The organism is Photorhabdus cinerea (genome assembly GCF_011189575.1).
GTDB classification, from domain to species: Bacteria; Pseudomonadota; Gammaproteobacteria; order Enterobacterales; family Enterobacteriaceae; genus Photorhabdus; species Photorhabdus cinerea.
This window is the reverse complement of sequence record NZ_PUJW01000027.1, coordinates 1-18901: the sequence shown is the minus strand read 5'-3', so window position 1 is coordinate 18901 and position 18901 is coordinate 1. Positions and strand designations below refer to the sequence as shown.

General features: G+C 41.7%; 14 protein-coding genes and 1 pseudogene. 14 read left to right on the top strand and 1 reads right to left on the bottom strand.

Going from position 1 to position 18901, the window contains the following annotated elements:
- The first annotated feature begins 12 nt into the window (after window positions 1–12).
- The 10 genes from nrdF to emrB all read left to right on the top strand — a co-directional run bounded on the left by nrdF (window position 13) and on the right by emrB (window position 11165).
- Window positions 13–972 (top strand): class 1b ribonucleoside-diphosphate reductase subunit beta, encoded by a 960-nt coding sequence (gene nrdF, locus C5469_RS19105; RefSeq protein WP_166309951.1) that lies wholly within the window; start codon window positions 13–15, stop codon window positions 970–972.
- A gap of 597 nt (window positions 973–1569) precedes the next feature.
- Entirely contained in the window at window positions 1570–2769 is a 1200-nt protein-coding gene (gene proV / locus C5469_RS19100; RefSeq protein WP_166309949.1) for a glycine betaine/L-proline ABC transporter ATP-binding protein ProV, read from the top strand.
- Window positions 2762–3847 carry a glycine betaine/L-proline ABC transporter permease ProW gene (gene proW, locus C5469_RS19095; protein ID WP_166309947.1) on the top strand — a complete coding sequence of 362 codons (1086 nt, stop codon included), beginning with the start codon at window positions 2762–2764 and terminating at the stop codon, window positions 3845–3847. The genes proV and proW overlap by 8 nt, the downstream gene beginning before the upstream one ends.
- 41 nt (window positions 3848–3888) lie before the next feature.
- On the top strand, window positions 3889–4890 hold the full coding sequence (gene proX, locus C5469_RS19090; RefSeq protein WP_166309945.1) for a glycine betaine/L-proline ABC transporter substrate-binding protein ProX: 1002 nt from the start codon (window positions 3889–3891) through the stop codon (window positions 4888–4890).
- Between the two features lie 249 nt (window positions 4891–5139).
- Complete coding sequence (locus C5469_RS19085) at window positions 5140–6330, top strand: MFS transporter (protein ID WP_166309943.1); 1191 nt, start codon at window positions 5140–5142, stop codon at window positions 6328–6330.
- Window positions 6331–6444: 114 nt separating this feature from the next.
- Window positions 6445–7203, top strand: coding sequence for an AzlC family ABC transporter permease (locus C5469_RS19080; protein WP_166309941.1), 759 nt, complete (start codon window positions 6445–6447; stop codon window positions 7201–7203).
- Window positions 7203–7538 (top strand): L-valine transporter subunit YgaH, encoded by a 336-nt coding sequence (ygaH, locus tag C5469_RS19075; protein WP_339414584.1) that lies wholly within the window; start codon window positions 7203–7205, stop codon window positions 7536–7538. Before C5469_RS19080 ends, ygaH begins: the two co-directional genes overlap by 1 nt.
- Window positions 7539–7667: 129 nt before the next feature.
- A complete protein-coding gene (gene mprA / locus C5469_RS19070; RefSeq protein WP_036771520.1) occupies window positions 7668–8192 on the top strand; it encodes a transcriptional repressor MprA in 525 nt (174 codons plus the stop codon).
- Between the two features lie 238 nt (window positions 8193–8430).
- Window positions 8431–9609: a multidrug efflux MFS transporter periplasmic adaptor subunit EmrA gene (emrA, locus tag C5469_RS19065; RefSeq protein ID WP_166309937.1), complete on the top strand. Its 1179-nt coding sequence runs from the start codon at window positions 8431–8433 to the stop codon at window positions 9607–9609.
- 14 nt (window positions 9610–9623) lie between these two features.
- Window positions 9624–11165, top strand: coding sequence for a multidrug efflux MFS transporter permease subunit EmrB (gene emrB, locus C5469_RS19060; protein ID WP_166309935.1), 1542 nt, complete (start codon window positions 9624–9626; stop codon window positions 11163–11165).
- Window positions 11166–11210: 45 nt separating this feature from the next.
- On the opposite strand, the gene C5469_RS19055 is transcribed toward emrB, so the two are convergent.
- Window positions 11211–12227, bottom strand: a complete 1017-nt coding sequence (locus tag C5469_RS19055) for a tRNA/rRNA methyltransferase (RefSeq protein WP_166309933.1) — start codon at window positions 12225–12227, stop codon at window positions 11211–11213.
- A 137-nt stretch (window positions 12228–12364) separates the two neighbouring features.
- Between C5469_RS19055 and C5469_RS19050 the strand changes: the two genes are divergently transcribed.
- The 4 genes and pseudogenes from C5469_RS19050 to C5469_RS19035 all read left to right on the top strand — a co-directional run bounded on the left by C5469_RS19050 (window position 12365) and on the right by C5469_RS19035 (window position 18424).
- Window positions 12365–13039: a tRNA-uridine aminocarboxypropyltransferase gene (locus C5469_RS19050; RefSeq protein ID WP_166309931.1), complete on the top strand. Its 675-nt coding sequence runs from the start codon at window positions 12365–12367 to the stop codon at window positions 13037–13039.
- A 67-nt stretch (window positions 13040–13106) separates the two neighbouring features.
- Window positions 13107–15749 carry a bifunctional acetate--CoA ligase family protein/GNAT family N-acetyltransferase gene (locus C5469_RS19045; protein ID WP_166309929.1) on the top strand — a complete coding sequence of 881 codons (2643 nt, stop codon included), beginning with the start codon at window positions 13107–13109 and terminating at the stop codon, window positions 15747–15749.
- A gap of 163 nt (window positions 15750–15912) precedes the next feature.
- Window positions 15913–17268 (top strand): CDP-diacylglycerol--serine O-phosphatidyltransferase, encoded by a 1356-nt coding sequence (gene pssA, locus C5469_RS19040; RefSeq protein WP_166310022.1) that lies wholly within the window; start codon window positions 15913–15915, stop codon window positions 17266–17268.
- A gap of 275 nt (window positions 17269–17543) precedes the next feature.
- A pseudogene (locus tag C5469_RS19035) lies at window positions 17544–18424 on the top strand (IS982 family transposase).
- Window positions 18425–18901: the final 477 nt, after the last annotated feature.

Sequence of the window (18901 nt, the reverse complement as noted above, 5' to 3'; positions counted from 1 at the left end):
TGGAAATTTATTATGATTAACAATCCTGTATGTGCAATTAACTGGAATCGGATTGAAGATGACAAAGATCTGGAAGTCTGGAATCGGCTAACAACCAACTTTTGGCTACCAGAAAAAGTCCCGTTATCTAATGATATTCCCTCTTGGAACACATTGACAGCAGAAGAGAAAAAACTAACTATCCGGGTTCTTACTGGCTTGACCTTACTGGATACGATTCAAAACACTGTTGGCGCTCCAGCATTGATGGAGGATGCACAGACACCTCATGAAGAAGCAGTTATGTCCAATATTAGCTTTATGGAAGCTGTTCATGCACGATCTTACAGTTCTATCTTTTCAACACTATGCCTGACTGCCGATGTGGATGATGCTTACCACTGGAGTGAAAATAATCCAGTATTGCAGAATAAAGCTAAAATTATTTTAAATTATTATTGTGATGATCATCCATTAAAGAAAAAGGTAGCCAGTGTTTTTCTGGAATCATTTTTGTTCTATTCCGGCTTTTATTTACCTATGTATTGGTCAAGCCGCGGAAAATTAACAAATACAGCCGATTTAATCCGGCTTATTATTCGTGATGAAGCTGTTCACGGTTATTATATTGGGTATAAATTCCAAAAGTCATTGGAAAAACATTGTAAATCAAAGAAAAAAGAAATTAAAGACTTCACCTTTTCATTATTATTCGATTTATACGAAAATGAAATAAAATATACGGAAGAGCTTTATAATATTGTCAATTGGACAGAAGATATAAAAAAATTCCTGCATTATAATGCTAATAAAGCACTAATGAATCTGGGATATGAATCCTTATTTCCATCAGAAATGACAGATGTTAGCCCAGCAATACTTTCTGCATTATCACCTGATGCAAATGAGAATCATGATTTCTTTTCTGGTTCCGGTTCATCATATGTTATCGGTAAAGCAGTTAATACAGAGGATGAAGATTGGGATTTCTGAAGAAAATGACTTTATTTTATATAGAATATTTCGAACGTCAGATAACCATAGTACGATAATATTCAAAAATAATATCATTAAGCCTGTTTTTTAAACGATAAAATGCCATAAAATCCTTATATTTTTTATGGTGTTTTTACAGTTGCAACGATTCCTGTGAACATTCTCTGCCAGAAACAACCATTCCCCTCATATCAAACGATAGAAAACATTAATAAGTCTAATTAATTGTAAATTAAATTTCATTCTAATCAGATATAATCAACATTATAAATTAATAACCAATTCCATCTAAAATACAATTGCTGGATTATTACTTATACTTCACAAAAATATATTAATAACAATAACATAGAAACAAATCATCCTTTCAGCAATAGAATCAATTCATAGAAAATAATTTGCTAATAATAATGAAATAACGCCAAATATATTGACTCCAATTAATTTAATATCACTATTTTTTACATTAATTAACATTAACATAGGGTTGTCAGGCTCTCTCAGTATGTTAGGGTATATATCTTCAAAGAATCATGCAGAGATGAATAATGCATAAAACCATTAAATAACCATTGAAAGGAAAGTAACTATTTCATGGCAATTAAACTCGAAGTTAAAAACCTCTATAAAATATTTGGCAATCATCCAGAATATGCATTCAAATTACTGAATTCTGGCTTGAATAAAGATCAGATATTTGAAAAGACAAGTCTGACTGTTGGTATACAAAATGCCAATCTGGCCATTGAAGAAGGCGAAATATTTGTCATCATGGGATTATCAGGCTCCGGAAAATCCACAATGGTACGCCTTCTCAATCGTCTGATAAAACCGACTCGCGGTCAGGTATTAATTGATGGTGAAGATATTTCTGAGATTTCAGAAACAGCCTTAAGAGAAGTTCGCCGTAACAAAATCAGTATGGTTTTCCAATCATTCGCGCTGATGCCACATTTAAATGTACTGGAAAACAGTGCTTTTGGTATGGAACTTGCTGGTATTCCCAAACAAGAACGTTACAAAAAAGCGTTGGATGCACTGAAACAGGTAAATCTGGAAAATTATGCGCAATCCTATCCAGATGAACTTTCAGGCGGAATGCGCCAACGAGTTGGGCTTGCCAGAGCTTTGGCCAATAACCCAGACATTTTGCTGATGGATGAGGCGTTTTCTGCCCTTGACCCATTAATTCGTACAGAAATGCAAGACGAGCTGCTAAGTCTACAAGGTACTCAACCACGAACCATCGTTTTTATCTCCCATGATTTAGATGAGGCAATGCGTATCGGCGACCGGATCGCCATTATGCAAGGCGGAGTGGTTGTACAAGTCGGGACACCAGATGAAATCCTGAACAATCCAGCAAATGACTATGTGAGAACTTTTTTCCGTGGCGTAGATATCAGCCATGTATTCAGTGCTAAAGATATTGCCCGCCGTCGTCCGGACTCTCTCCTTCACGTTGCACCGGGTTTTGGTCCTCGTTCTGCATTGAAAGTACTTGATGATGAAGACAGAAACTATGGCTACCTGATTGAGCGCGGACAAAAATTCGCAGGTGTAGTTTCGGTAAATTCATTGGAAAAAGCATTACAGGAAAAAAAACCTATTGAACATGCCATATTGGCAGAACCAGCTACCGTTACCGCAGATACGTCTCTTAATGAATTAATTTCTGTTGTAGCGCAATCACCTTGTGCCGTTCCGGTTGTTGGAGATAACGACAAATACATTGGTGTTATTTCCAAAGGGATGTTGTTGCAGGCTTTAGACAAGGAGACACCAATTGAGTAATCAAAACGAACATCAAACCCAGCCGGCACAGGACGCATGGGATACCAATGCCTCCTCCGCTAATAACACAGACCCTTGGGGTAGCGAAGCCAATGTTAACAATTCAGCCGGCTCTGACTGGCTAGATGCACCAGCAACGACTGTACCGCCTGAACACTTTAATATCATGGACCCATTCCAGAACACACTTATCCCTTTGGACTCATGGGTAGCTCATGCTATTGACTGGTTTGTGCTGAATTTTCGGCCAACCTTTCAGGGAATACGTGTTCCAATAGATTTTGTTCTCAGTGGTTTTGAACAATTTCTAACATCAATGCCCGCACCGATTGCCATCATGTTGTTTGCCTTGATTGCCTGGCAGCTATCAGGCATTGGTATGGGGATCGCCTCACTTGCTTCGCTGATAGTGATTGGTGCAATTGGGGCATGGTCTGAAGCGATGGTTACTCTGGCACTGGCTCTGACATCTCTACTGTTTTGTATCATCATCGGCTTACCGCTTGGTATCTGGCTGTCACGTAGCGAAAGAGCGGCAAAGATTATCCGGCCTATGCTTGATGCGATGCAAACCACTCCGGCATTTGTCTATCTGGTTCCAATTGTCATGCTGTTTGGTATCGGCAACGTGCCTGGAGTTATCGTCACCATTATCTTTGCGCTACCTCCAATTGTTCGTCTAACAATTTTGGGTATCAAACAGGTTCCGGCTGACCTGATAGAAGCAGCCGAATCTTTTGGCGCCAGCCCTCGACAAATGCTGTTTAAAGTGCAGTTACCACTAGCTATGCCAACCATTATGGCCGGTGTAAATCAAACCCTGATGCTAGCGCTGTCAATGGTTGTTATCGCATCAATGATTGCAGTCGGTGGTTTAGGCCAGATGGTTCTGCGAGGTATTGGTCGTCTTGATATGGGGCTTGCCGCCGTGGGTGGTGTCGGGATCGTTATTCTTGCGATTCTCCTTGACCGTCTAACCCAGTCTCTTGGCCGTGACAGCCGCACCAAGGGGGCAAATCGCTGGTATGCCACTGGACCAATGGGATTAATTATCCGCTTGTTGAGCAAAAAAGCGTAATTTTTAATCAACATATAATCATTACAACAGGAGATGAAACTATGCACAAAATAGTTATCTGGGCTGTAGTAGCCCTATCATCACTAATAAGTCCGCAGATATCCGCTGGTGAATTACCGGGTAAAGGTATCAGCGTACAGCCAGTACAAAGCACCATTACCGAAGAAACATTCCAGACACTGATCGTCAATAAAGCACTGGAAAAGCTTGGTTATGATGTCAAACCAATCAAAGAAGTGGACTACAACGTCGCCTACTCATCTATCGCTTCCGGTGATGCAACCTTCATAGCAGTAAGTTGGGAACCGCTGCACAACAACCAATATCAAGCAGCCGGCGGTGACGCCAAATTTTACCGCGTTGGTAATTACGTGGAGAACTCCGCACAGGGGTACTTAATCGATAAAAAAACAGCGGAAAAATACAACATCACCAATATCGCCCAACTGAAAGATCCGAAAATAGCTAAGTTATTTGATACCAATGGTAACGGCAAAGCCGATCTTACCGGCTGTAATCCCGGCTGGGGCTGTGAAGCCGCAATTAATCATCACCTCAAGGCTTATGGTCTGAACAACAGCGTTGAGCATAATCAGGGAAACTATGCAGCTATGATGGCGGATACGATTACCCGCTATAAAGAAGGTAAACCTATCCTCTATTACACTTGGACACCTTACTGGATCAGTGATGTGCTAAAACCCGGTAAAGATGTCATCTGGCTGCAAGTTCCTTTCTCGGCGATGCCTAACGGTGAAAAAATAGATACTAAGCTGCCAAATGGGGCAAATTATGGTTTCCCGCCAAGTATTATGCATATTGCCGCCAATAAACAATGGGCGGAAGATAACCCGGCGGCAGCCAAGCTATTTTCTATTATGAAAATGCCGCTTGCTGATATTAACGCCCAAAACCTGCGAATGCATAATGGTGAAGCATCACAAGCGGATATTGAACGCCACGCCAATGGTTGGATTAAAGCTCATCAAAAATTATTTGACGATTGGGTTAAAATTGCCATTGAAGTCACCGGAAATAATTAACACTCTGGATACCATAGTGAATTGGTCTATGCCAATTCACTATTTCTTCACTTCTATTTTCTCTTAATACCAAACTGGCCGGCTCAATTAATGTTTTTGGGACTCATCCCGCCATTCCCACTGTTTTAGCATTGAATCTAATAATAAAAACTCATTACAATGCGAAAAATCTAGCACGTGACTACTGATATCTTTAATAAAGTACCTACTCTCCCTTAATCTGCCACTTAAACATGAGAAAACCCAACTATGGAAGAAAATATTTCCCGAACCCCATTAAGTCCGGCTTTAATTGCTCTGATGGCAATTTCCACAGGCTTGGTTGTTGCTAGTAACTACTATGCGCAACCACTACTTGATACCATCGCTTTACAATTTAACATAACTACCAGCGAAGCAAGTTTTATTGTCACCTCAGCCCAACTGAGCTATGCCATTGGCCTGATATTCCTAGTGCCATTAGGGGATATGCTTGAACGACGCAGTCTGATTGTTTCGATGACAATATTGGCCGCTATCGGCTTGCTGATTACCTCTACGTCGCAGAATATTTGGCAAATGCTACTAGGAACAGCTTTGACAGGCTTATTTTCGGTAGTTGCCCAAATTTTGGTCCCTCTGGCCGCAACACTCGCTCTTCCCCATCAGCGCGGAAAAGCAGTCGGTACAATTATGGGTGGCTTGCTACTTGGGATATTGCTGGCAAGAACAATCTCAGGAGCAATGGCTACCTTGGGTGACTGGCGAACTATTTTTTGGGTTGCTAGCTTATCACTGGTAATTCTTTCCCTGACATTATGGCGCTACCTGCCACGTTACAAGCAAGTGACTGACCTTAATTACTTCCAATTACTTAGATCTATTGTACAACTCGTTGCCACAAGCCCCCTTCTCAGGGTTCGCGCTGTATTGGGAGCACTAACATTTGCCAATTTCAGCCTTTTATGGACCTCAATGGCATTCCTGCTTGCATCGCCTCCTTTTAATTATTCTGAAGGGGTAATCGGTTTATTTGGCTTAGTCGGTGCCGCCGGAGCACTAATGGCAACCAGAACAGGACAACTAGTCGATAAAGGAAAAGGTTCTCTGACCACCAGCATCGCTCTGATGCTATTGCTTCTTTCATGGATACCAATTGGCCTTGCCAAAGAATCATTAATTAGCTTCTTAATTGGCATTTTGATCCTCGACATTGCAATTCAGGGGGTTCACGTCACTAATCAGAGCACGATATACCGCATCATGCCAGAAGCCAGAAATCGACTTACCGCCGCTTATATGACCAGCTATTTTATTGGTGGTGCTCTTGGCTCTCTGGTTGCTGGTTATGCTTATAAACACTCAGGCTGGTATGGCGTTACTGCCGCTGGAATGACTATTTGTATCATCAACCTGCTCGTATGGTTCTTGGGCAAAAAACATGAACCTAAGACATTGTAGGAAGCCCTCATGACAAAGAATGTTTAAATAAAAACATTTAGTAGGGACAATATTCTCTATTTCATTTCATTTTGTTAATGTTACATAACATTCACATAACCAGATGTATATTCTATGCCTATTCCTGACACATTAACGCCTTTACCCGATAAAAGATCTTCTTTTACTGAAGGAATAATAGACAGTTTGCCTATCGTTATCGGCTACATACCTGTAGCTTTTGCTTTTGGCCTTAACGCGGTCAAACTTGGCTTTAACCCAATAGAAGCCATTTTCTTTTCATGCATCATCTATGCAGGTGCAAGTCAGTTTGTTATCACTGCCCTACTGAGTGCAGGTACATCATTATGGGTTTCTGCTCTAACCATAATGGCAATGGATGTTCGCCATATCCTTTATGGCCCATCTTTAAGGCTCCGTATCAAAGATAAATTAACGGAGAAAAAAACCCTCATTTGGGCCTTTGGCCTGACAGATGAAGTTTTTGCCGCAACCACCGCAAAACTTATTAAGAACCAACGCAGTTGGAGTGAAAACTGGATGGTTGCCATTGCGATCTGCTCCTGGCTTGCCTGGGTCATAGGAACAGCAGCTGGCGCATTTCTTGGCAACGGTTATCTGGAATCCTACCCCGCTATAGAAGCGGCCATGACTTTCATGTTGCCGGCGCTATTCTTGAGTTTCCTTCTTGCATCTTGCAGAAAGCAAAATAGCTATTGTGTTGTAGCAGCTCTGACCGGAGCACTATTGGGGATTACGTTTTTCTCAATCCCTATTGCCATTCTGGCAGGTATTGTTGGTGGTTGTACTGCTGCATTATTACAACCAAGAAACAGTTGCAATGGCATTTCTGACCAAAAGGAAACACCATGATTGACAGTAGAATTCTGATCATCGGGCTATTCGTTGGATTAGCGAATTTTTTATTCCGCTATCTGCCACTGCGTTTTGGTACAGCACGTCAGTCTGCCGGCAGACAAGGCGGAAAAGTAAACATTATTCTTGATAGCATTGGCATCGCATCCATCTGCTCTTTACTGATCGTTTCCGGTATACCTGATGTAATGAAAGATAATCAAAAGCTATTTCCTACCCTGATGGGCTTTCTAACTATCTGCTTAGTTTTCTACAAAACAAAGAAAATTATACTCTCAACTCTATTAGGTGCTCTACTTTTCGGACTAACATTCAAAATATTTATGAATTAGGTATCAATATCAAAAGAAATATGATGATAATAAATAACTACAATTGCTAAATTTATCTTTTAATATACCATTTGGATGTTTGATAACAAAAGTTATCTTACCAGTTGAAACTAATAAGGTATCTAAATAATGGAAAGTTCGTTTACGCCTACCGAAGAATTACTGAATATTCGTGCAGCACAGCAAGCCAAATTAAATAAAGATATTCCTTATCAAGAGATCCTGTTGACTAGGTTATCAATGCACGTCCAAAGTAAGTTGCTTGAAAACCGTAATAATATGTTGAAAGCTCAAGGAATCAATGAAACTTTGTTCATGGCCCTGATGATCCTTGATACTAAAGAAAGCCACAGTATTCAGCCATCAGAACTCAGTGCCGCTTTAGGTTCTTCCCGTACTAATGCCACTCGTATCGCTGATGAATTGGAAAAGCAGGAGTGGATTGAAAGAAAAGAAAGTCATAACGACCGCCGTTGTCTTCATCTTCACCTGACAGAGCAAGGTACAAAATTCTTAAATAGTTTGCTTCCACCTCAACATGACTGCCTGAGAAGACTTTGGTCATGTCTTGACCAAGAGGAACAAAAACAGTTAGAGAAGTTAATGAGAAAATTACTGGTCAAACTTGATACAATGGGCGATTGTATCAAATAAATAGCTTGTCGTTTAATCGAACATTTTTTATCCAAGCAACACTTTCCTGGTTAAATTGTTCGAAAAAACTTTCTTGTTAGCCAATATGATCTATTCTGCAAAAAGCTAACACTTATTCTTCGATAACATTGGACTTTGTGTAATTCACCTTTCCAGTAGTGATGATATAGCGCTACTGGAAACGTGATCCTGAAAAATGGTAGTTACCGGAAGAAAATAACAAGCACGGAGATTGACTATGAGTGCAAATGAGAAAGTGCAAGCACCACAAAGCCCAACCCATAGCAAAAAAAGACGGCGCTGTCGCGCCTTAGTGTTACTGACTCTTGCCTTTACCTTACTTGGCATTGCCTACTTTTTTTATTGGCTTATCGTCTTACGCCATCATCAAGAAACAGATAATGCCTACGTTACAGGCAACCAAATTCAAATTATGTCGCAAGTTGCTGGCAGCGTAATCACCGTTAACTTCGATAACACTGACTTTGTGAAAAGCGGTAGTGTGCTGGTACAACTCGATCCTCGTGATGCAGAATTAGCACTGGAAAAAGCGAAAACAGCACTAGCCAACAGTGTCCGTCAAACTCATCAGCAGATGATTAACAGTAAACAATATCAGGCTAATATTGCCCTACGTCGCTCTGAGTTGACCCGAGTTCAAAGTGATCTCAGCCGCCGTGAAGTGCTCGGTGCTCAGAAAGTCATTGGTAAAGAAGAATTGCAACATGCACGAGAAGCTGTTGCTAGCTCCCAAGCTGCATTGGATGTCGCTATCGAACAATATAACGCGAATCAGGCAATCATTCTGAACACCCCTTTAGAAAAACAACCCGCAGTTGAACAAGCTGCAACGGAAGTTCGCAATGCCTGGCTGACATTGCAACGCACTAAAATAGTCAGCCCAATTGATGGCTATGTCTCACGTCGCAGTGTACAAATTGGGGCACAAATCAATAAAAATACCCCCCTGATGGCAATAATTCCGGCAAACGATATGTGGATTGAAGCTAACTTCAAAGAGACTCAACTCGCTGACATGCGTATTGGTCAACCCGTAGAAATCACCAGTGATTTTTACGGTGAAGGCAAGATATTTAATGGCAAAATCACTGGGCTTGATATGGGAACTGGAAGCGCCTTCTCTTTGCTGCCAGCTCAAAATGCCAGTGGCAATTGGATTAAGGTTGTTCAGCGCTTACCCGTCCGCATTGAACTGAATCCTGAACAATTAGAGAAATATCCATTACGCATTGGCCTATCAACTAAAGTCAGGGTAGATACCACTCATTCCGATGGACAAGTTCTATCAGACAGAACACGCACTAAATCGGCTTATCACACGACGGCTCTGGAAATAGATATGTCTCCGGCAAATAAAATAGTCACCGACATAATTAACAACAATTCTGGAAAATAATACCGGAGGCCAAAGTGACAAGACCGCCACTTACAGGCGCTAAACTTGCATGGATGACTATTGCGTTATCCTTGGCAACTTTTATGCAAGTTTTGGATTCTACAATCGCTAACGTGGCAATACCCACTATCGCAGGTAATCTGGGATCATCAAATTCTCAGGGGATTTGGGTAATTACCTCTTTCGGTGTTGCTAACGCGATTTCAATTCCAATTACTGGGTGGCTGGCAAAGCGCATCGGTGAAGTTAAGCTATTCATCTGGTCAACAGTCTTATTTGCTATATCTTCCTGGTTATGTGGTACTTCCAACAGTCTTGAGATGCTAATCTTCTTCCGGGTCATTCAAGGATTAGTGGCAGGTCCTCTTATTCCTCTTTCACAAAGCCTACTACTGAACAATTATCCACCAGCCAAAGGAAATATGGCGCTGGCATTATGGTCAATTACTATTATTGTCGCACCGATTTTTGGCCCGATCCTGGGGGGTTATATCAGTGATAACTATCATTGGGGATGGATTTTCTTTATCAACGTTCCTATTGGTATCGCAGTTATTTTGATTGCTATGCAAACCCTAAAAGGACGTGAAACTCAAACAGAAATCAAACCTATCGATACAATAGGACTCCTATTGCTGGTTATCGGGGTGGGTTGTTTACAAATCATGTTGGATCAAGGAAAAGACCTAGACTGGTTTAATTCTACAGAAGTTATTGTATTGGCTGTGATAGCCGTAATCACATTGATATTCCTGATAGTATGGGAATTGACCGATGACAACCCAATTATTGACCTGTCACTATTTAAAGAGCGCAATTTTACTATTGGCTGCTTCTGTTTAAGTTTGGCCTATCTACTCTACTTTGGCACAATTGTTTTGTTGCCTCAGTTATTACAAGAAGTGTTTGGCTATACCGCAACATGGGCAGGTCTTGCCGCTGCACCCGTAGGGTTGCTGCCATTGATAATATCCCCGCTAATCGGTAAGTTCAGCAATAGAGTAGATATGCGTTACATAGTAACATTCAGCTTTATTGTTTACGCTGTTTGTTATTACTGGCGTGCATATACATTCGAACCAGGCATGGATTTCGCCGCTTCCGCATGGCCTCAATTTATTCAGGGGTTTGCTATTGCCTGCTTTTTTATGCCACTAACAACCATCACCCTTTCCGGTTTACCGTCAGAGCGAGTGGCATCTGCATCTAGTCTATCGAATTTTATTCGCACATTGGCTGGGTCAATAGGAACATCAATAACGACAACTATGTGGACTCAGCGCGAATCAATGCATCACTCTCATTTTACTGAATACATCAATCCTTATAGCTTTGATACTCAACAGATCTATCAACAACTATCGGCACTGGGAATGAATAACCAGCAAATTTCTGCTTATCTGGCAAAAGAGATTACCCATCAGGGACTCATCATTTCAGCAAATGAAATTTTCTGGCTCTCCGCCGGCGTATTCCTGATTTTGATCATGCTTGTTTGGCTAGCTAAGCCGCCATTCACACAAGGAAGTAAAGAAGGTATTAGCGGAGCTCACTGAATCTTAAATAACGAAACGGGAGCACTACAGCTCCCGCTTTTACGATCAGGCTTTATTCTGTCGCCACCATTCAGCCAGCATAATGCCAGTTGCAACAGAAACATTCAGGCTTTCAACCAAACCTGTACCACCAACGAACAGGCTCATATCACCATGTTCCCAGGCACTGTCACTCAGGCCATCACGTTCTTGACCAAGTACCAAAACCATTTTTTCAGGCAATTCAGCTTTAGCTAAATTGGTGCTGCCTTTATGGCTGGATGTTGTCACAATATTGTAACCAGCTTCACGAAATTTATTCAGTATAGTGGTAAAGCCATCAGCATCAATACCTTTAATATGTTCAGCACCACCCTCCGCTGTACGAATAGCCGCACCAGATTCTAGCAAAGCCACATCCTGCAAAATCACACCCTGCACTCCGAAATGCGCACAGCTTCGCATAATAGCACCAAGGTTATGTGGATTACCCACATCTTCAAGAGCCAGAACACAGTCTTTTGCCGGAGCACTTTTCAGGTAGGTCTCCGCATTCAAACCACTGCGTTTTTTAATCAGAAAACAAACACCGCCATGATGCTCAGTCCCTGATACTTTCGTCAGTTCAGCTTCATCCACAACATGATAAGCTTTACGGTTGGCAGCCATCCATTTTAGAGCATTACGGAATCGTGGTGTCACTGACTCAACAAACCAAGCTCGAACTATCGCCTCAGAACGGTTTTTAAACATCGCCTGACAAGCATTTTCACCATAAATCCGGGTTTCTTCCATGCGCTGACGACGAAGCTGCTCTGGATCAATCTGGCTTTTCCCACTGATACCGCCATGCTCTGGCGTTAAAGAATCACTCTCAGGGCGAGAAACTGTTTTCCAGGGCGATCTTTCACGCTCAGTAACACGCGGAGAACGGGATGATCGCTCATTGTCCCGACGACGCTGACCTTGATCGCGCCCTTTACCCGACGGACGTTTGTTATTACCGCGGCTGTCATTTTTGTCCTCACTACGGACATACATCACTTTGACTTTGCCATTTTTACCACTGTATGAATCGTTCATTCGTTTCTCCAACTACTTTATGGCGCGAAGATTACCTGATGTGCGCATAGTAAGCTACCTCTGACAACCACAATCCATTAAAATGTGTCCTCAATTTTTTCTTGCCTTATTACCTGAAGGACCCAGGTTCCTGATTTATGAATGATAATGCTGTCTTCCAACTGCGCCAACAACGCCTTGCTCGTTCCACTCGTCCCTTTCGTGCTCGCGGTTGCCGTATAGAACGTTGCTCTTACTGTCTGCTGCCACAAAAAAACTGCTTGTGCGATACAATCAAGCCGGCAAATGCTACCAGCCGCTTTTGTCTTATCATGTTTGATACCGAGCCAATGAAGCCGAGTAACACGGGTAAACTGATTGCTGACATTCTTCCTGATACGCAAGCTTTTCTTTGGTCAAGAACCACACCTGATCCAAAAATGCTGACTGTGATCCACGATCCTTCTCGTCAGCCCTATCTGATATTTCCGGAAAGCTATGCTCAACCACCGCGTAAAGTTTATCGGCATATTCCTACTGATAGTAAACCACCGTTATTTATTATGTTAGATAGTACATGGCCGGAAGCCAGGAAAATTTTCCGTAAAAGTCCTTATCTGGATAATATTCCATTGTTATCTGTTAACAGCGCCGCAAAAACAAATTATTTATTACGGATGTCCGCCAGAGAAGAACAACTCTGTACCGCAGAAGTGGCAGCCATCATTCTGGAACAAGCTGGAGACATAACAGCTTCTCAGCAACTGCTCACTCATTTTAGCTATTTCCATCAGCAATATCTGGCAGGTAAACCTCATCATCCAAAAGCGTAAATCACAGCAATTGCTGGAGAAATCCGCTACAGTTGTCAACATTAATCGCTAATTAAGGAGCCTCTTGATGAGCCAGCGAGGACTTGAAGCTTTATTACGCCCTAAATCCATTGCTGTAATTGGTGCTTCAGAAAAACCAGAACGAGCTGGTTCAGTTATGATGCGTAACCTGCTCGCAGGAGGGTTTGCCGGGCCAATACTACCGATAACCCCAAATAAAAGTTCCGTTCAAGGGGTTTTAGCCTATCCTTCAATCGATAAATTACCGATTACACCCGACTTGGCTGTTATCTGTACTCATCACAGTCGCAACTTGCAATGTCTGGAGCAATTGGGAAAACGAGGTTGTAAAACAGTTATTATTCTTTCTTCACCAAAATCCCAATTTGCCGAACTAAGACAGTGTTGCCAACGCTATAGTGTCCGATTACTCGGACCAAACAGTTTGGGATTATTAGCACCCTGGCAAGGACTGAACGCCAGTTTTTCTCCGGTTCCAATACTCAAAGGGAAGTTAGCCTTCATTTCTCAATCCGCAGCAGTATCCAATACCATTCTTGACTGGGCACAATACAGAGGTGTCGGATTTTCCTACTTTATAGCGCTAGGCGATAGTGTCGATATTGATATTGATCATCTGCTTGATTTTCTGGCTCGTGACAGTAAAACCAGCGCCATCTTGCTCTATCTTGAACATATCCATGATGCCCGTCGTTTTCTTTCAGCATCCAGGAGTGCTTCCCGTAATAAACCGATCCTCGTGGTTAAAAGTGGTCGTACCAAGCGGGCACAGAAATTACTTGGTGAGCAACAAAATCTGGATGCTGCTTATGATGCTGCTATTCAGCGCGCTGGATTATTACGGGTACAAGACACGCATGAAATGTTTTCGGCTGTAGAAACATTAAGTTATATGTCACCTTTGCGAGGAGAGCGACTGTTTATCGTCAGTAATGGCGCAGCTCCAGCAGCAATGGCGCTGGATGAATTATTCCGCCGGAACGGTAAATTAGCGACGTTAGGTGAAGAAACAACGAAAGCATTGAAAACACAGTTACCAGAAACTATCGCTTTACATAACCCGCTGGATTTAAGAGATGATTCCACCGTGGAACGTTATATCACAGCATTAAAACCGTTGTTGGACAGCCACGACCATGATGCCCTGTTACTTATTCACTCACCTAGCGCCATTGCTCCCGGCGTTCATACAGCAACTAAAGTGATTGAAACAATCCGACAACATCCACGGGGAAAATGGCTCACTATCTTTACCAACTGGTGTGGTGAATATTCGTCACAAGAAGCCCGCCGTTTGTTCAGTGAAGCCGGTATCCCAACTTACCGAACCCCTGAAGGCGCTGTGACTGCTTTTATGCATATGGTGGAATATCGTCGCAACCAGAAACAATTAACAGAGACACCAGCATTACCAGCAAATATCACCGCCAATACAGCTCGCGCCCATCAGTGCATACAACAAGCTCTGGAACAAAGGAATTTTCGTCTAGATACCCATGAAGTTCAACCTATTCTGGAAGCCTATGGCCTCAATACACTTCCGACATGGATTGCTCATGACAGTGATGAAGCCGTCAGTATTGCCCAACAGATTGGTTATCCTGTCGCCCTGAAATTACGTTCACCAGATATCCCACATAAATCAGAAGTTCAGGGAGTTATGCTCTATTTGCGAAATGCAGATGAAGTCAAGGCTTCTGCTCAAGCAATTATCGAACGAGTCAACCAGAACTTTCCACAGGCAAGAGTTCAGGGATTGTTAGTTCAAAGCATGGCAAACCGCGCCGGAGCACAAGAATTGCGTATCGCAGTAGAACAAGATGAAGTATTTGGCCCACTGATTATGCTAGGTGAAGGTGGTGTTGAGTGGTTACAGGAAACACAGGCAGCGGTTGCATTGCCACCTCTTAATATGGCATTAGCACGATATTTAGTTATTCAAGCCATTAAAAGTAGAAGAATTAAGCTCAGGGGCTCTCCTCAACCACTAGATGTACTAGTACTCAGCCGACTTTTGGTTCAAGTGTCAAATCTATTACTTGATTGCCCGCAAATCATACGATTGGACATTCATCCTTTACTAGCTTCTGGAGATGAATTCACACTATTGGATGTTTCGATGGAATTGTCTTCAATAGAGGGTGACCCAAGAACCAGATTAGCTATCCGCCCATATCCAAGCGAACTAGAAGAAACCATAAAACTGAAAAGTGGTGCAGAATGCCTTCTGCGTCCGATTCTGCCAGAAGATGAACCATTGCTGAAAGATTTTATCGGTCAGGTCACTAGAGAAGATCTCTATTACCGCTATTTCAGTGAAATCAGCGAATTCACCCACGATGATCTGGCGAACATGACTCAAATTGATTACGACCGTGAAATGGCATTTGTTGCCGTGCATCACCCTAAAAACAACCCAGAAATTATCGGTGTTACCCGTGCCATAGCTGACCCAGATAATGTCGAAGCAGAATTCGCTGTGCTAGTACGCTCTGATTTAAAAGGGATTACCCTTGGGCATCAGCTTATGATAAAACTTATTAATTATACGCGAGAACATGGCATAAGACGCCTCAATGCCATTACCATGCCAGAAAATCGGACTATGATAAAACTCGCTAAGAAACTGGGATTTACCATAGATATTCAATTTGAAGATGGTATTGTAAACTTAACCCTTGAACTTTAAATCAACTACGTGATGAATCGCACAGACTTGAATCATTAGAGAGTAGAGCGTCAAATCATGCTCACAATTAGCCAGACTAATGGTATTATCGCCAGATCATTTGATTCATTGCTTTATATAGTAGTATTTCAGCCATCCAACATAAGAGAAAAAACGCACTGTGATGTTGTCTAAATTCAAACAAGCTAAACACCAACAGCACCTTGCACAACTGCCTAAGCTACCTCAGTCAGTTGCTGATGTTAAAACACTTTATCAACCCGAAGTGTTCCGCAGCACCCTGCTGGAAGAAATTGCTAACGCTGAAAAACATATTTATATCATCTCCCTTTATCTGGAAAATGATAACGCAGGGCAAGATATCCTTAATGCACTTTATGCAGCTAAGCAAAAACGCCCCGAATTAGATATTAAAGTCTTTGTTGACTGGCATCGGGCACAACGTGGACGAATTGGTGCTGCTGCAATGGCAACGAATGCCGACTGGTATTGCTCTATGGCAGAAGCATATCCTGATATAAAAATTCCAATATTAGGTGTACCAGTAAATACCCGTGAGGCATTGGGTGTTTTACATTTAAAAGGTTTTATCTTTGACAATACTGTGGTTTATAGCGGAGCGAGCATTAATGATGTCTATCTCCACCAACATGATAAATATCGCTATGACCGCTACCATTTGCTTCACAATGCAAAACTTGCAGAAGCAATGAAACAGTTTGTTGATAATTACATTCTCTCCGCAGAAGCTGTACAGAAACTGGATTGTAAAAATCGCCCTCGTAGCCCTGAAATTAAAAATCTGATCCGTCAACTTCGTTTTTCTCTGCGACACACCACTTATCAGATTAATAACCAGGCAACTAACGATGAGTTATCTGTCACTCCACTTGCTGGTTTGGGGAAGAAAAACCTTCTTAATAAAACCATTAACCATCTGATCGCCAGTACAGAACAGAAACTCATTATTTGTACTCCATATTTTAACCTTCCAGCAGTAATTGTTCGGTTGATTGTTCATCTGCTACGTCGGGGTAAACAAGTGGAAATTATTGTCGGCGATAAAACAGCCAATGACTTTTATATTCCACCAGAAGAACCATTTAAAATTATCGGTGCATTGCCATATCTATATGAAATCAATCTGCGCCGTTTTATCAGTAGATTACAGAACTATGTTGACAGCGATCAACTGACCGTACGGTTATGGAAAGATGGCGATAATAGTTATCATCTGAAAGGTGTGTGGGTGGATAATCAATGGCAGTTGATTACAGGAAATAATCTTAATCCTCGCGCCTGGGGACTAGATTTAGAAAATGCAATTCTTATCCACGATCCTCATGAAGAAATGCAAGAACAGCGCACAAAAGAACTGAACTGTATACGTACTCACACTACGATTATTAGCAATTATCAGGAATTAGACAGTATCCAACTTTACCCAGTCAAAGTACGTAAACTTATTCGTCGCTTACGCCGCATCCGGGTAGACAAATTGATTAGTCGTATCTTGTAATTGAATCGATAAAGCCGATGATATTATAAATCCTCTGTAGCGAATAACTTCAGAGGATTTTATGTCATTGGAGGTACGTACATTCAGAGTCATCTTTAAGGATTAAATAGTATGGTCATTAATCCTGCTACTATCATCAACAAAAAACTTATCAGACTACTGAGTCTCGAATTACTATTTAATTTAACCTGAGATTTGCTTAAGAAGGGAACTAAGTGCCTGAGGCACGATCAAAGTTTTTGCTAAAGAAAACAAAATAGTGAAGATCCTCAGACATGTCTAATTTAGAAGAACTTTACTGCTGCGTCGATGACTTTTGCCAAAAATTTATTCCTCTCTGGCATCAACAGTTAATTGAAAATGGCTTGCTCAAACGTCACCGCGAAGCTTCCCTTTCTCTCAGTGAAGTGATGACGCTCCTCATTTTATTCCACATGAGTCATTATCGTGATTTTAAAACGTTTTATATTTAGCATGTTAAACACTATCTTAAGGCCGATTTTCCCGGGTTGGTCAGCTACACTCGAATGTTAACCTTGAAGCAAAGGGCGCTCATTCCTCTATGCGCTTTTTTTTCGTCACGCAAGGCTGAAACCCAAGGGATCGCTTTTATTGATTCAACCAATATTGCCGTTTGCCATAACCTCCGTATTCCCCGTCATCGCGTATTTGAGGGCGTCGCACAGCGAGGGAAAACGAGTACAGGCAGGTTTTATGGCTTTAAACTTCATCGGGTTATCAATGATTGTAGTAAACTTTTGGCGGTTAAGTTGACCTCAGGAAATAAAGATGATCGTCATCCCGTCAAAGCGCTGGTACAAGGGTTAACAGGGTGTTGGCGATAAAGGGTATTTGTCACAGGCCCTGTGCGATGAACTGGAAGCAGAAGGAATAACGTTAATCACTCATGTCCGTAGTAACATGAAGGCAAAAGCGTTATCTCTCTGGGATAAACTGATGTTAAGAAGGCGATTTCTGATAGAAACGGTCGTGGATCAGCTCAAAAATATTTCTCAGATAGCGCATTCAAGACACCGCAGTCAGCTCGGTTTTTTTATTGGAAATCGTCGCTGGCTTAATTGCTTATACATTCCAACCTAAAAAACCGAGTTTGAATTTACGGGATTATGATATCGCTATTTTTAAACGAAGCTGAGGTTAATTTAACAAACCCACTTTAATTGGTTGAATACTGTCCTAGTAATATACTATTTTAAAATTTCATATATGATATAACTAAGATTATTATTCTTATAGGGTAGAAAAATAAAGTTTCTTCATTCGAATTTTATTTCTAAAACCAATACAAATATAGCTGAAATAATAAAAATTATTTTTAACACTGAAATATCCAATGTTACTTACTTCACGAGATAATATTTTTGAAGAAAACCATAACAATGAGTTAACTTTATAATTTAATTATATATTTTCTATAAACTGAAGTAACCGGCTTAAGTTATTTACTCATCCAATAGAGCTCTGGAGCAGCTAAGCTGCCTTCTACATCCCCCTCCGCCCGTGCCCTGCCAATCCCGGGCGTCAGAAACGGTTCTCACCGTCCTATCCCCGGTTACCTGCCCCGGGCAGAATGAACCGCCCGGCGCGCCGGCATGTCATCGCTTCTCCGGCA

Excerpts from the sequence above, each read along its gene's own strand:
- nrdF (WP_166309951.1), top strand. The coding sequence starts at position 13 with ATGATTAACAATCCTGTATGTGCAATTAACTGGAATCGGATTGAAGAT.
- proV (WP_166309949.1), top strand. The coding sequence starts at position 1,570 with ATGGCAATTAAACTCGAAGTTAAAAACCTCTATAAAATATTTGGCAAT.
- proX (WP_166309945.1), top strand. The coding sequence starts at position 3,889 with ATGCACAAAATAGTTATCTGGGCTGTAGTAGCCCTATCATCACTAATA.
- C5469_RS19085 (WP_166309943.1), top strand. The coding sequence starts at position 5,140 with ATGGAAGAAAATATTTCCCGAACCCCATTAAGTCCGGCTTTAATTGCT.
- C5469_RS19080 (WP_166309941.1), top strand. The coding sequence starts at position 6,445 with ATGCCTATTCCTGACACATTAACGCCTTTACCCGATAAAAGATCTTCT.
- mprA (WP_036771520.1), top strand. The coding sequence starts at position 7,668 with ATGGAAAGTTCGTTTACGCCTACCGAAGAATTACTGAATATTCGTGCA.
- emrA (WP_166309937.1), top strand. The coding sequence starts at position 8,431 with ATGAGTGCAAATGAGAAAGTGCAAGCACCACAAAGCCCAACCCATAGC.
- C5469_RS19055 (WP_166309933.1), bottom strand. The coding sequence starts at position 12,227 with ATGAACGATTCATACAGTGGTAAAAATGGCAAAGTCAAAGTGATGTAT.
- C5469_RS19050 (WP_166309931.1), top strand. The coding sequence starts at position 12,365 with ATGAATGATAATGCTGTCTTCCAACTGCGCCAACAACGCCTTGCTCGT.
- C5469_RS19045 (WP_166309929.1), top strand. The coding sequence starts at position 13,107 with ATGAGCCAGCGAGGACTTGAAGCTTTATTACGCCCTAAATCCATTGCT.
- pssA (WP_166310022.1), top strand. The coding sequence starts at position 15,913 with ATGTTGTCTAAATTCAAACAAGCTAAACACCAACAGCACCTTGCACAA.